Origin of the sequence: Faecalimicrobium dakarense (assembly GCF_000499525.1) — a bacterium.
Lineage (GTDB): Bacteria > Bacillota > Clostridia > Peptostreptococcales > Peptostreptococcaceae > Faecalimicrobium > Faecalimicrobium dakarense.
Genome location: NZ_HG529262.1, coordinates 28,751 through 43,794, shown reverse-complemented (window position 1 = coordinate 43,794; position 15,044 = coordinate 28,751). Strand labels below are relative to the sequence as shown.

13 protein-coding genes are annotated in these 15,044 nt (G+C 28.6%); all 13 read right to left on the bottom strand.

What is annotated here, in order from left to right; genetic code table 11:
* A partial coding sequence (locus BN899_RS04055; RefSeq protein ID WP_042273181.1) for a hypothetical protein occupies window positions 1–344 on the bottom strand: 344 nt, incomplete at its 3' end.
* A 200-nt stretch (window positions 345–544) separates the two neighbouring features.
* Entirely contained in the window at window positions 545–1,753 is a 1,209-nt protein-coding gene (locus tag BN899_RS04050; protein WP_042273179.1) for a hypothetical protein, read from the bottom strand.
* 228 nt (window positions 1,754–1,981) lie between these two features.
* A complete protein-coding gene (orr, locus tag BN899_RS04045; protein WP_042273177.1) occupies window positions 1,982–3,076 on the bottom strand; it encodes an ornithine racemase Orr in 1,095 nt (364 codons plus the stop codon).
* Window positions 3,061–4,452 carry a GlmL-related ornithine degradation protein gene (locus tag BN899_RS04040; RefSeq protein WP_042273175.1) on the bottom strand — a complete coding sequence of 464 codons (1,392 nt, stop codon included), beginning with the start codon at window positions 4,450–4,452 and terminating at the stop codon, window positions 3,061–3,063. The genes orr and BN899_RS04040 overlap by 16 nt, the downstream gene beginning before the upstream one ends.
* 3 nt (window positions 4,453–4,455) lie before the next feature.
* On the bottom strand, window positions 4,456–6,684 hold the full coding sequence (gene oraE, locus BN899_RS04035; RefSeq protein WP_042273174.1) for a D-ornithine 4,5-aminomutase subunit OraE: 2,229 nt from the start codon (window positions 6,682–6,684) through the stop codon (window positions 4,456–4,458).
* Window positions 6,678–7,052 (bottom strand): ornithine aminomutase subunit alpha, encoded by a 375-nt coding sequence (locus BN899_RS04030; RefSeq protein WP_042273172.1) that lies wholly within the window; start codon window positions 7,050–7,052, stop codon window positions 6,678–6,680. Before BN899_RS04030 ends, oraE begins: the two co-directional genes overlap by 7 nt.
* Before the next feature lie 10 nt (window positions 7,053–7,062).
* Window positions 7,063–8,481 (bottom strand): 2-amino-4-oxopentanoate thiolase subunit OrtB, encoded by a 1,419-nt coding sequence (gene ortB / locus BN899_RS04025; protein ID WP_042273170.1) that lies wholly within the window; start codon window positions 8,479–8,481, stop codon window positions 7,063–7,065.
* The gene (gene ortA, locus BN899_RS04020; RefSeq protein ID WP_042273168.1) at window positions 8,474–8,782 is read right to left on the bottom strand and encodes a 2-amino-4-oxopentanoate thiolase subunit OrtA; all 309 of its coding nucleotides are present in this window, start codon (window positions 8,780–8,782) and stop codon (window positions 8,474–8,476) included. Before ortA ends, ortB begins: the two co-directional genes overlap by 8 nt.
* Window positions 8,772–9,839 carry a 2,4-diaminopentanoate dehydrogenase gene (gene ord / locus BN899_RS04015; RefSeq protein ID WP_042273167.1) on the bottom strand — a complete coding sequence of 356 codons (1,068 nt, stop codon included), beginning with the start codon at window positions 9,837–9,839 and terminating at the stop codon, window positions 8,772–8,774. Before ord ends, ortA begins: the two co-directional genes overlap by 11 nt.
* A 262-nt stretch (window positions 9,840–10,101) precedes the next feature.
* Window positions 10,102–10,992, bottom strand: coding sequence for a hypothetical protein (locus BN899_RS04010; protein ID WP_042273165.1), 891 nt, complete (start codon window positions 10,990–10,992; stop codon window positions 10,102–10,104).
* A 28-nt stretch (window positions 10,993–11,020) separates the two neighbouring features.
* Complete coding sequence (locus BN899_RS04005) at window positions 11,021–12,415, bottom strand: sigma-54 interaction domain-containing protein (RefSeq protein ID WP_042273163.1); 1,395 nt, start codon at window positions 12,413–12,415, stop codon at window positions 11,021–11,023.
* Window positions 12,416–12,628: 213 nt separating this feature from the next.
* The gene (locus tag BN899_RS04000) at window positions 12,629–13,486 is read right to left on the bottom strand and encodes a RelA/SpoT domain-containing protein (protein ID WP_042273160.1); all 858 of its coding nucleotides are present in this window, start codon (window positions 13,484–13,486) and stop codon (window positions 12,629–12,631) included.
* 61 nt (window positions 13,487–13,547) lie between these two features.
* The gene (locus tag BN899_RS03995) at window positions 13,548–14,972 is read right to left on the bottom strand and encodes a DEAD/DEAH box helicase (protein WP_042273158.1); all 1,425 of its coding nucleotides are present in this window, start codon (window positions 14,970–14,972) and stop codon (window positions 13,548–13,550) included.
* Window positions 14,973–15,044: the final 72 nt, after the last annotated feature.

Below are 15,044 nucleotides of genomic sequence, written 5' to 3'. Positions count from 1 at the left end.
CCAGCAAATTTTACTAATAATAATGCTAATATAATACTAATAATCTGATTTACTATAAGTACAGCAACTACTAATAATAAATCTTTTAAATATATTTTTCTAAAAATTTTCGTCCAGCTTGATTTTACTACTGGAATAAAAAGCGCTAATGGAAAAATTATGTTAAAAAAAGGTGCTATAAAAGTTGGTATTAAATGTGCAATCCTATCCTCATAAAAAAAGCTTCCTATTATTATAATTATAATACCTAATCCTATTAAAGGCTTAAAGGTAGGTGGTTGATTATTGTAAAACGGAAAATCATCATTTTTATTTTCAAATCTAAAAGTATCACTATTTTTCATATTAATATTTTCCTCCTAATTAAATTATTTTCTTTTTAATATATTACTCGTCTATTCTTTCCAAAATCTTTCTGCAACCTTAATATTGTCTTTAAATGAAATTAACATAAAAATTACCCCTTAAAGTATTACTATACAGGTTTCTTTTTCCTGTTCCTACTTTAAGGGGTTCAGTTCATTTTAAGCAGATTTTATATACATTAATATAGAAATAACTTTATATCATTATACAAGTTAGATGGAACAATATACCATACACTAATACCATCTAAATCTCGTCTTGCAAAGCTTTCATTTTCACATAATCCAATTACATTACCATCATTATCTTTTATAAATAAATTTGGCTCAAGACTTACATTTATATCTTTAACTTCAGCCCAACTGCTATCTTTCATACTTTTTACTATAGTCTCTGCATCATAAGGGTCTGTAATTACTTTTTTAATACCATTTTCTATATCTTCTATTATAATCTCTTTGTTTTCATACATAACTATATCATTGTGTTCTTCTTCACTATAATTATAGTATACTAAATACTGATCTATACTTATACTATCAGAAGATCCTTCACTTACTTTTTTCATAGGTACATATACTATAGGACTATATCTGTATATATTATTTTTTGAAACAAGTTCTTTTATAGAATAGTCATCATAATTTATTTCATATACTTTTTTATCCTCTAAAGTATCTGTATAAATATGATTGCTATATTTAATAGTATAACTATCAGCTTCTTCATATTTTTCAAATTTTGTATTTTCTATTATATCCATAAATTGATCAGTGCTTAGATTAAATCTATCATCGTCAAAGCCAATAGACATATTCATTTCATTTTCATTTCTTATTTTTTCAACATATATATCATATTCTCCACCTTCAGGATAAAAAGTTATATGATATTGTTTATCATTACCTAATACACTATAATATAGATTTTCTATACTACCATCTTTTTTATATCCTAAATTAAAATCTTTCATCTCAGAATAATCTATATTTAAACTATTTTTTATAGTATTCCAATCATTTTTTATATAATCAATACTATTATTATTAGTTATTATAAAATGGTTTCTATACTCTATTTTTTCATAAATTATCCCATTAAGTACTCCTACATAAAGCATTATAACTCCAAATATAGCTGCTCTCTTTTTAGTTACCTTATTTAATCTAGGTTTATTTCTCATTATAAAATAATAAAAACAAAATCCTGCTGGTAATATAATAGAAACACTTTGTGTATTAAAATTTAAACTAAATGACCCTAGCAAATAAAAGCCTATTACTTTCCATCCTAAATTATTTTCATCTTCTTCTCTTTTAGTATAAATATATATAAGACCTACTACTAAAAATATCCAATGCCCCAAAATTGATAAAATATAATTCATCATTCCCCCTAATTTTCATATCCTTTTGCACTCTTATTTATATAAACTTATTAAAAATCACCAAAACTATCGTTACTACCATCAAAACATACACAATCATTATTTCCATATTATAAACGCCTTTAATTATTTTATATATATTAATATACCACATTATAACTTATATTTTATATTGTAATATTTTGTATATAAAAAGGTTACCAAAAAATCTTTTGGTAACCTTTTTGCTTAATGCGCTAATTCTACTTTTTTATACTCACCATATACTATTTTTTTATGCACATACTTGCTAGTTGCTGCACTTACTAATCCCCCATATTCAACATTAAAATCAACCGTATCACCAATATCATACTTTTTACTGCATCCGCTCACATTAAGTATCATATGGTCTGAACTTGCCCCCAATATTTCTATATCTTTATCTATTGGATTAATGGATGTTATGTCTATATCCTGTCTTCCAATAGCCACTATTGCCCTTTTTAGTATACCTTTATCTTCATACTCTGGCTTATTTCCAAAGGCATCTACACCAATTTCACCGATTGGAAGAGATGGCTTTTCTTTATTTTCAACTATCTCGCATACTAACTTAAATACATCTTGATAGGCTCCTTCTAATATCTTACCATATGCCGTTTCACGTCCAAGTGCTATAGCTTCTCCGGGCCTCAAATTTGTTATTCCATAAGGCATTTCAAATGACTGTACTAAATAAATTGAACTTGAATTTCCGCCAGATACAAAATCTAATACTATATTATATTTATTTTCTATTTTTTTAGCTAAGTTTGCTAATCTCCCAAGGTTATCATTAGATGGTATTATTGCACCGTAGCATGTTAAGTTAGTGGCTATACCATATAGCTTTATATTTTCTAATTTTAATATTTCTTCTACCACACTTAATAATTCTTCTTCTTTAAAATATCCTTCTCTTAAATCTCCCAAGTCAACCATTACAACAACTTTATGAATTATATCATGCTTTTTTGCTTCTTCATTTAGTTTATATATAGTTTTAATTTCTGAGTTAAAACTAATATCTGAGTATTTTATAACATCACTGATTTCACTAATCATTGGTATTCTAAGTAATATTTTAGGTAAATTTATATGAGATAAACTTTTTAAATTTTCAACTCTAGAATCTGCTATATAATCAACATTTTCTTTAGTTATTTCTTCTACAACTTCCGGTATAGCACAATATGATTTTGTAACCATGGCCATATCCATATTATGACTTTTACAAATATCTGATACAACAGCTACATTTTTTTTTAGCTTATCTACATTAATTTCTAACCTTGGATACATAATTTATCCTCCTCTAAATCTAAGCTCTTTAGCATAAGTTTTAGAGATGCTATCTCATATTTTTTAGACAGTACTCCAAGAGATGCCATAATATAATCATTATCTACTAGTATTTTTGCTTTTGACTTTGGAAATAGCACATCTTTATTTCTATTGTATTCGCTAATATATTTCATAATCTCAATTCTTTGTGGTAACCTTGTAAGAGCTCCACCCGTTCCTACAATATATTTAACTTCTGTTAAATCCTTACCTTCAGCTATTTTACTTTTACCGCTTGTTCCATATACATTTCTAATAATTCCTGCATGCCTTTTAGTTGCTCTAAGTACTGCTTCTTTTGTAAGTCTTTCAACAAATTTTATTTGCTGTTGTGTTTTTGGTATTGGTAAATAGTCATTCATTATTTCATCTATATTTAAATCTATCAGCTCTTTTTGCAATTCTTCTTTGCCAATTAAATTGACAATATTTCTCATATTAACGTAAACACCCAAATCACCTTCAACACTTCTTTTAGCAATAGGTTCTGGATTTACTAATATTCTACTTACTCCTTCACTTCCTTCTGTAACAGAGTGTATATCAGTTGTAGCTCCTCCAACATCTATAACCATTAAGTCTCCTAGATAGTTTTTTAAAAGTTTTGCAGATTCCATAACTGCACCTGGTGTTGGTGTTATATGTTCATTTACCATTTCTTTTATATGTTGCATTCCTGGTGCATTAGTTATATGTTCTTCAAATACTTTTTGAATAACATCTCTAGTTGGTTCTATGTTTAATAAATCTATCTTAGGATAAACATTATCAACTATATACAATTTATAATTTGTATCTTCAAATATTAATTTTATCTCTTCTTTATTTTCAATGTTTCCTGCATATATCACAGGAACTCCAAGGTTTAAACCTGCAATAAGCTCTGCATTATATATAGCAGTATCACGTTCCCCATAATCTACTCCACCTGCTATTAATATGATATTGGGCTTAATTTCCTTAATTTCTTTTATATCAGTTCTTCTTAGTTTACCTGCAGTTACTTTATGTATAACTGCACCTGCACCTAATGCTGCCTCTTTTGCAGCTTTAGCCGTCATGTCATATACTAATCCGTGAACAGTCATCTTAAGTCCACCTGCTGCACTAGACGTTGCAAACATGTCATCATATTCTATACTTTCTGCGCCTAAAGTTTTAGCTAAATTAGAAATTGCTCCTTCTAGACCATTTCTAACATCTCCGCCTTCAAATACAGTTGTTGGAGCTTGACCTTGACCAATAAATTTAGGATTATCAGAGTTTATACCTTCGATGGCATTTACAACTGTTGTTGTAGAGCCTATCTCAGCAACTAATACATCTATTTTCATATCCTAGTTATTTTCGCTTTCAGCTAATTGTTTTTTAAAATTTTCTCTTCTTTTTTCAACTAAGAATGTTGCAACATTTACTCCTCTATCATTTCTACCAAATCCAGCATCCATACCTTGTTCAACTGCAATCTCAGGCGTTACTTGTGTCCCTCCACAAGCTATTATAACTTTATCTCTTATACCTTTTTCTATACAATATTCATGCATTTTTTTCATATTTTTATAATGTATATCATCATGGCTTATTATTGTTGAAGCTAATATTGCATCAGCATTTAGTTCAATTGCTGCATTTACTAATTTTTCAACTGGAACTGAAGTTCCAAGGTAATGACATTCTATACCATATTTTTCTATACCACCATGCTTAATATCTATTATTTCTCTAAGCCCAACAGAGTGTTCGTCTTCTCCAACTGTTGCACAAACTATTTTCATAGGTATTGCTTCTATATCTGCTCTTATTTCATCATCAGTCATTATCTTTTGTTCTTCTGGTATTACTAAATCATTTATATCTATACTAAATCCAACTTTACCTTTTAGTTCAACTCTAGTTCCTTCATCTGAGTGCATTACTTCTCTACTTATAACTTCAACTTCTTCTAAATTCATATTCTTAGCAAATTCTATTGCTGCAAATTCAGCGGTTCTCTTATCTGTTGGTAGCATCATAGTAATCATTACTGTACCATCTGCACACCATTCCATTTCTGGTTTTATTTTAGTAGAATTTCTGAATTCTTCAGTTTCTTTAAGTCTTACATTTACATTATCAACTTCATCTAACTCATCTATATATATTATTTTATCTGGATTTTCAAACGTACATCCATCTATTAACTTAGAAGGATTTAATGAACAAGTTTCATCATATTGATCTACGTTGTTGTATCCAAAGTGGGCAGTTACTGGTGCTAGATAATCTTCATCTCTTTCATAAACTGTTCCTGCACCTACTCCCTCTTTTATCTTTCTAGATATTCCATCACCATTTCTTTCTGGATAATTTCCTGAATCAACAAAGAATCCTTTTTCAACAGCTTCAAAATATCCACCAACTTCTAGTATTTCTTCCATATATAAAACAGCTCTTTCTTTTAACTCTCTAGACATATCTCTTAATGCACCAGTTTCTTTTAGTTCTATCATATCCATTAAGCCATCCATACCAACTAATGCTTGCTTAGCAGTATCACATGCTTCTATATTGTACATGTGCCAAGGTACATTTCTTCCTTCATCAGGAGTTATAGTTGACTGTATATCCGCTCTTGTTAAAACTGATGTTAATAAATTAAGTACATGAGTTACCGTAGCCTCTCTAGTTGAAGAATCCATATATTTAGTGTTCATTTGAGCTCTCATTTTATATTCACTAAATAATTCTCTAAGTGCCACTGCATAAGGAAGGTCTAATGTTAAACATGGAGCTGGTGGAGCTGTTGGAGGAACTGTTGAAAGGCAAATATTATCTTTTTTAATTCCAACTTTATATGAGAATATTGAGTTTAGTGCATGTTGTACCATAAGCTCTGGCATAACCTTCCAAGCTTCTCTTGCAGTTGCATTAGCATTATGAGCACCATCTATTTGAGCCATGTTAGAAAATGCCATTATATTTTTAGCTTCACAAGCATCAACAAATGATCTTATCATATTTATATTTCTATAAAGTACATTATATTGCGGGTCTTGATGAGCTCCATTTATTCCTTCTTCTGCAAACATCACAGCAACTTCAGGCCCTGCAACTCCACTTACATAGGAATGGTAATTTATTGGTCTTCCAACTTCTTCTTCTATAAAATCAAGAGCTTTTCTTTGTGCTCTAACTTGTTTTCTAGTTATTGGAACTCCACCTATACCCTGAGGTGTACCTTCTATAAGGCCATCAAAGTGAGATTGACCAGCAGTTCTTATAACCATTATGTGGTCCGCTCCGTGATGAGCTGCCATTCTCATTCTTCTTATATCATCTTCAAATCTACCTGAAGCTATTTCAGTAGTTATTACACATTTAGGCTGAGGATCTATATTATTAAAGTATTTAGCTGATGGAAGAGCTACACTATCGACTAGAGGAGTTGAGCAATCTTGATATTTGAAAGGTCCCATTTCTAAATCTTTTTCATTTTCTCTCCAAGTCCAACCTTTTCTCTTTGGCCTATAATTTTCTAAATCCTTTAATATATACTCTATATCTAATTTTTTATTTTCTTTTAACATGGTGCTTCCTCCTTACCAAATAGATTATCTACTTCATCTAAACACTCTCCATTTGCTAATTTAACTCCTGCATCTCTTACACTTATATTTTTAACCTTTGCTAATCTATAAACAACATGACCTGCTCCCTTACTTATAAGCCCTTTTTCTAGTACTACATTAACTATTTCCTTAGCTTCAAGTGATGAAAATCCCATTCTTAAAAGTACTGATCTTTCTATTGATGGAGATGTATTTTTTCTACCTAATTCTAGCATTGGATCAACTATTTCCTCTGCTAATTTCCAAAATCTTGCATGTAACTCTTCATCACTTAAATTAGCTAAATGAGCTCTTCTTTCTTTATAATCATCTAATCTCTTTTTCATATCTATCCCCCTAAATTGTACATAGTATTTCTTTAGAAACTTCTGTTACAAATTCTTTACTAGATTTACTATCTTTAGCTAAAAACTCTATGTCTTGTTTACTTAATTGTTCTATATGATTATTTTCTATCGCATTTTTTATATAAGATTTTCTTATTTTATCAATATTTATTTCATTAATTTTTATTAAATTTGGATGATATGGTAGTATTAAGTTTTGACCACAGATTTCTTCTTGTGGATTTCCAAACTTTATTTCTACTCCATTTTCACGAGCAAATGTAAGCTGTGGATTTATGTGTTTTCCAGCTCCTGTATATTCTGTTTCTTGAACTACTATAACTTGATCTTCATCTAGTTCTTGAGCTAAACAAAATGCAGCAGTTAAAGATGTATTACCAGCTGGCCCTCTCTCTAATCCTTCAAGTTGTGCCAAAAGTTCTGTCATATAAAATACTTCACCTTGATTTACAGTTACATATCTATCCATATATCTAAGTGGCCTTGCAGCAGATCTTGGCACATCAGATCTATCTGGCCAAGTGGAAAATGGGATTCCAAATCCAGTATGACCTGTTGTAAAAGATTTTTTGTTAAACTGATTATCACTAGCCATATGAAGTCCTTTTAAATTAACACTAGCTCCTACTACTTTTGTATCAGTTGCTCCAGCTTTTATAAGACCTCTTGCGGTTCCAGTTAAGTTTCCTCCACCTGCATTGGTACATACTACTACATCTGGATCTTTTCCTATTCTTTCTCTAAATTGCATAGCTATTTCATATCCTAGCGTTTCTACTCCTGCTATTCCAAATGGAGAATAAAGTGATGCATTAAAGTATCCTGTTTCTTCTAACATAAGTAAAAATGTATAAAATAATTCTGGACCTACTGTTAACTGAACAACTTCCGCTCCATAAGCTTCACACTTTCTTGCCTTTTCTATTATTTCTGGTTGACCAATTCCTTTACTGTCATAACATTCTTGAACTATTATACATTTAAGACCTTGCATAGCTGCTTGAGATGCTACTGCAGCTCCATAATTTCCACTAGTTGCTGCTATTACACCTTTATATCCTTTTCTTTTAGCATGATATACAGCAGTTGCTGCTCTTCTTGCCTTAAAGCTTCCAGATGCATTAGCTGCTTCATCTTTTATAAATATTCTTGCTCCCTTACCTTCTGGTGATATTTTTCTAGCTAAATCACTTATATTTTTAAGTTCTATTATAGGTGTATTTCCTACTGCATAATTTGATTGAATTTTTTCTATTTCTTCTAAAGAATATCCTGTTTCTCTCATCATTTTTTCATAATCAAAAGATATTCCCTCATTTTCAAATAAAGCATAATCTATTCCTATTGCATTTTTCATAATTTCATTTTTTCTATTCATAACCGCTTTGTAGCTATTGTCTTTAATCATTTAAGTCACCTCCAAATAATATTTCTCTTGCAGAAATTCCTATCTGAAGTAACTCTGGTATACACTTTCCATAGTCATGAGTATAATAAGGATTAACTTGTAATAAATTTCCTTCAACTAATCTTCCTGTAATAGTCTCTACTTTTACCAAATCACCTATATTTGCATCATTATCTATAAATCCTTTAACCCACATTTCAAGAGGATGAGATTTTGTATCCTCTGGAACTTGCGGTGCTCTTTGACAAGGATTTAAAACTATATTGTGAATTATGACCCAGTCTCCACGTTTAGCATCCATACTCGCACTCTCCTAATTGTACTAATTCACGTACATCTCCCATCATAGCTCTTGGAACTGGAATATCTAGCATTGTTTTTAAACCTGGCTTTGCATTTATTACATGAGGTATAGAGTTTACACACATAGCAATAGTTCCTATTCCTCCTGGTATTTCTGGTGTTATTTGTAAGTCTATATTTGGTGTACCTTTTATGCTTACATAATCTCCAGTTGATTGACCTTCTAAATGAGGTAAAATTTGTTGTGGGTGTTCCATTTCTATTTTCATTTCTCCATTAACGTATCCATATCCGCATTGTCTACATCCTGCTACATTTCCAGCTTCTACTTCTGCATACTCAGATTTTCTATACACACTACTCATTATTGGTTCTCTCGTTTGCTCTACTTTTTCTAAGTTCCATCCTATACCTTCAGTTATCATATTTATAGATTCAGGGAATCCTACATGCCCTGCTATTGATTCATTTTCAACGCCGTTATCAAATACCTCTTTAGTTACACCAACACCTTGTTCTATCATTACAGCCTTTCCAAATGGAGATAAATCATTAACTCTAGCTGCCTTTATGTAGTCTACTTCTTCACAAGTTCCTGTAAGCGCAAGAATTAATAAATCAAGTACAAATCCTGGATTTATTCCTGTCCCAAGAACTGAAACTCCATTTTCTTTAGCTATTTTATCTAGCTTTTTAGCTAATTCTGGTTCTTGAGCTTTAGGAAATGCCATTTCTTCAGCAGTAGATATAACATTTATTTTCTTTTCTAATACTAACTTTATCTTGTCAAATGCACCTTTTGTAAAAGAGTCTGTAGCTATTAATACAACATCTGCACATTCTTCACTAAATACTTCATCTGGATTTGAATTTATTGTAACTTCTGGTCTTTCTCCTCTTTCTATATCTAATACTTCATATATACTTTTGCCTAATCTCTTTTCATTTCTATCACATACAGCAACTATTTCTATTCCTGTTTTCTTTAAAAGCATTTTTGCCATTCCACTTCCCATTGCTCCAAATCCCCAAATTCCAACTCTAACATTTCTCATTGCAAATTCCCCCTTATTTTAAAATAATAAAAATATCTACTATTTAATAAAGCAAACATTGTGCCATAAATTATACTTTTTATTTTTAATCTTCTAAAAATTAATACTTTGCAGATATTAACTTTTAATTAAATATTTAACAATTAATTAGTTGTAAATTTTTTATATAAAATTTATAATATAAATAAAAACAAATAAAAAAAGAGCATTAAATTTTGCATTTACTGCAAATTTTTTTGCTCTTTATAATCTTTTAAACTAATTATTTATAATCTAATAGTAAATACATTTGTTGTTCTAGATTATATGGTGTTATACCAAATTCTTCATAAGATATTCCCTCACCTGATTTTGAAGTTTTATAAATTGTAAGATCTTCTGTATTACCACCGTTGTATGTAAATCTTACTAGCTTTAAGTCTTTACTTCCATAACTTACCCAAGATAGTTTATTATTTTCTTCATCAATTTCAATTTGTAAACTTTCATCACCATCTTTGATAGTGTAAAAATTTTGTAATTCATAATCTTTTTCAAGTTTTAAAGGCGTTAATTTTTTTATTTCATCTATTGTCATACCCTTTTTAGCACTAAAGTAAATATTTTGAATTGATGTTAATTCTTTAAAATACTCTTCATATCTATCCTTATTATACACTTTATACACTGTATTATTTGGATATAAACTATCTTTAAAGAATCCAGCAAAAAATACAGCGAAAATGACAATTATTAATATAGCATTAGTTACTTTATTATTACTAATTTTATTTAAATGCTTATTAATTATATTCTCATACTTAATACCAAGTAAAATAAACATGAAAATTAAAATTGATGTCCATATATTATAATGATAGAAATCAAGTAATAAAGTGTATATTATCACTGCAAGACATCCTTGTATATTATTATAAGTCTTTTTATCCTCTTTATCTTCTTCATTACTACTACTTCCTAACCAAAAAACAAACTCTAGCAAAATTACAGTAATAAAATAATAAAGTAAAATTGAATCTACTTTTATACTACCTATATACCATATACTTAAGTTATATATCAGAAATCCTCTTACCACAATTCCAATAAATAATAATATAATTTCTAGTATATTTAAAATCTTTCTATATTTTTTATATTTAATATTATCCATCTATCCCCCTAAACTATGAATATTTAATTTACTTTCTTTTTATATTATATTTTCTCATCTTATATTGTAAATTCTGCCTACAAAGGCCAAGTATAGCTGCTGCTTTTGTAACATTATCATTACATTTATCTAGTGCTTCATTAATATATCTTTCTTCTATATCTGCCACTATCCAATCTAATGGTCTAGCTTCTACATCTATTACATACATATTTTCAGCTGTATTAGTTTTATATTCATTTATATTTATAATATCGTCACTCAAAACATCTTCATCATCCATCATGCTCATACTTGAATAAATTGTATTTTCAAGTTCACGTACATTACCTTGCCAATAATGATTTCTAAGGATTTTCTTGCCTCTATCTGTTATATCATTTACACTCTTTCCTAGTTTATTATTATACTTTTCTATAAATTTATTAGCTAGTAGTATTATATCTTCTCCTCTTTCTCTTAATGGAGGTATTTGTACATATATAACATTTAATCTATAATATAAATCTTTTCTAAGTTTACCTTCATTTAATATATCCTGCGGACTTTCATTGGTAGTGGCAATAACTCTAACATCAACAGGTATATCTTTTGTGCCTCCTACTCGTCTTACATATCCTTCTTGCAAAACTCTAAGTAGTTTTGCTTGAAGTTGAAATGGCATAGAATTTATTTCATCTAATAAAAGTGTTCCATTGTTCGCCTGCTCAAATAATCCTGGTCTATCTATTGCTCCAGTAAATCCCCCTTTTACTGTTCCAAATAATATTCCTTCTAGTAAACTCTCTGGTAATGCTGCACAATTTTGTGCTATAAATGGATATTTTGATCTTTTGCTATCATAATGGATAGATTGACTTATAAGTTCTTTTCCTGTTCCTGTTTCTCCATATATTAAAACTGTAGCATCACTTTTAGATGCTTTCTTAGATATTTTAATTGATTTTTTTATGCATTCACTTTCTCCAATAACATCATCAAATTTATAAAATGATTTTTTATTCTTATCTATATTATTCTCCCTAGTTTCTTCAAGTTTTAAAATTTGTTCTGACAGAGTCTGAATTTGTGTCATGTCCTTAGATATTTCAAGTGCTCCTACTAATTCATCTTCTACTACTATTGGGATAGTTGTATTTATAGTTGTAATTTCCTTCCCATCTTTATTTAGATATATTTGTACGTTGTTTTTTATAGGTATTTCACTTTTCAAAACTTTTAGTAATGTGCTATTTTTTATCTCCATAGTTCTTGCTACATCAGTAAATGGCTTTTTAAGTACCTCTTCTTTATCCATTTGCTCTAACTTTGCCATAGAATCATTATAGATAATAGTTTTGCAATTCTTATCAATAAAATGTACTCCCTCATCTATACTCTCTATTATTTTTTCAATAACTTCACAGTATATCTCCTCTTTCATTTACTTTCCCTCCAAAATACTATTTACCTATTTAGGTGCACATAACTTGCATACTTCTAATATTTCTCTACTTTGTTTATATATTACATAAGAAGTCTTTCTCCCTTTAATTTATATAAAATCGATTATATTTTAAAATAAATTATAAGTTCTTATAAATATAAAAATACTTATAGCTAATTTTATTAGACATAAGTATTTTTATATTTATAACTATTTAATTATATGTTCTATCTGAGTTATTAATTTACGCTTTTCCTCATCTGATATAGACTTAATTTCAGATATTTCACCTTTTAATTTTAAAATTTCTTTATCCTTTTCATTTAACTTTTTACTACACTCATGTTCTATATCTTTAAAACTTTTACTTAACATATTTATAAGAGATGCCATTTCATCAGAACTCCCGGCTATTCTATTAAGCAACATTAAATTTTGTTCAAGTATCTCTGGTATTTCTTGTAATGAATATCTTAGCTGATGATCTATTTCCCCATATCCCTCTTCAAATATTGTTCTAACTTGTATTTCTGCAATAATTTTATTAGTAGTAGGATAAGATTCTACTAAGTAGTGAACTGATCTATATCCAGATAGCCTAGAACATACATGTATTCCTAGTTCTTCAAATTTCTTAGTATTGTCCCCTTCTCTTATATTTGCTACTATTTCATTTACATTCCACATTATACTTATAAAATCATGTATTTCTTCCCAATCCTCTTTAAATATATGGATTACTCTTATACCTAGTAAATCTGTAATTTCTTCCTTATAATTATCTAAGCTAAATTTAAAGTCATTCCCATATTTACTTCTTCTATCTTGAGTTTTTCTTATAATCTTTTCAATTAAATGATCACCATCTTTTACTCTTGTTTTAACAGAGTGTACTTTATTATGACCTCTTAAAATATTAGCGATTAATTCAGCCTGTGTTTCATAACTTTTCCTATATTTATTGTAGTCATCATATATTTGTTCTAATATTTCCCAATCTATATCATTTTTAACTAAAAAGTCTTCACTTATGTTATATCTTTTTAAAAAGTCCTTTTTATTAAGCATTGCATACCTCCAGTTGACTTTTAATTTTACTATTTTCCTTGATTGTCTCTTTTTATTTTTACTATTTTTTCTTTATGCTTATTTCTTTATATTTCTTTAATATACCTTCACCTTTATGATTTAATATATCCACATAAGAACATAAATCTTCGACTTTTATGACCCCTATATCATCACCTACTATGCCATCTAAATTACTTATAGCTCCTACTATATCCATTACTCTGATCTTTTTCTTTTTCCCTGCATTTAGATATAGAGTAGTTATCTCACTATGAATTTTCGTATCTGGCTTTCTTACTTTCTTATTTTTTAATAATTCCCTTTGATACTCTTCAAATTTTATTTTACCTTTTTTAACTTCATTTTCTTCTATATATTCTTTTTCTTGTATATCATATCCAATATAATCGATTATTTCATTTATATATTTTTCATCTTTATTAGATACAAGAGTTATAGCTTTTCCAAACTTATCCTTTCTTCCTGTTCGTCCAATTCTGTGAACATAGTTTTCCTTATCTTTTGGAACATCATAGTTTATTACCAAGGAAATATCATCAATATGAATTCCTCTTGATGCAACATCACTACTTACTAATATATTAAACTTTCCTTCTTTAAAATCTTTTATAACATATATTCTCTTATCTTGAGACATATCCCCGTGAAGCTCTCTTACTAAAAATTTATCTTTTTTCATTTGGCTATATAACTTAACTACTCTTTCCCTCGTATTTAAAAATATCATTAATGATTTTGGATTTTCTAAGTATATAAGTTTTTTTAAAATTTCATATTTATCATTTTCTTCAACTTTTATTATTTCTTCATATATTTGTTTTTTATTAATTATTTCCACATCTTCTATATCTACCATAGATGAATTTTTCATATATTTATCACATACATACTTTATATCTTTATCTATAGTTGCAGAAAAAAGACCAATAACTTTTTTGTTTGGTGAATTCTTAAATATTATATCTATTTGTTCTATAAATCCTTTATTTAACATTTTATCAGCTTCATCTATTATCAAATAACTCAAATTATCTAAGTTTATAGTTTTTCTTTCAATATGGTCTATTATTCTTCCAGGAGTTGCTACTACAATATGAACTCTTTGTTTTAAACTTGCAATTTGTTCTTTTATAGGTTGCTTTCCAAATATAGCGCTACATCTAATCTTTTTAAGTCTACCAATATTAGATATCTCTTCACTAACTTGAAGCGCTAACTCTCTAGTTGGAACTACCACAAGAGCTTGTACATTAATATTGTTTATATCAATTTTCTCACATATTGGTATAGCAAAGCTTGCAGTTTTACCACTTCCCGTTTTTGATTTCACCACTATATCTTCACGATTTAACAATCTTGGAATTACTTCTTCTTGAACTTTAGATGGATTTTTATATCCTAAATTATTTAATGCTTTTAATATCTCTTTATTTAATTTAAAATCTATAAATTTATGGTTCATCTTTTGCTCCTTTTAATTTTTATCAGCTATTTATTATATCATAAACTAAAAAATATATAGTTATCACATTTA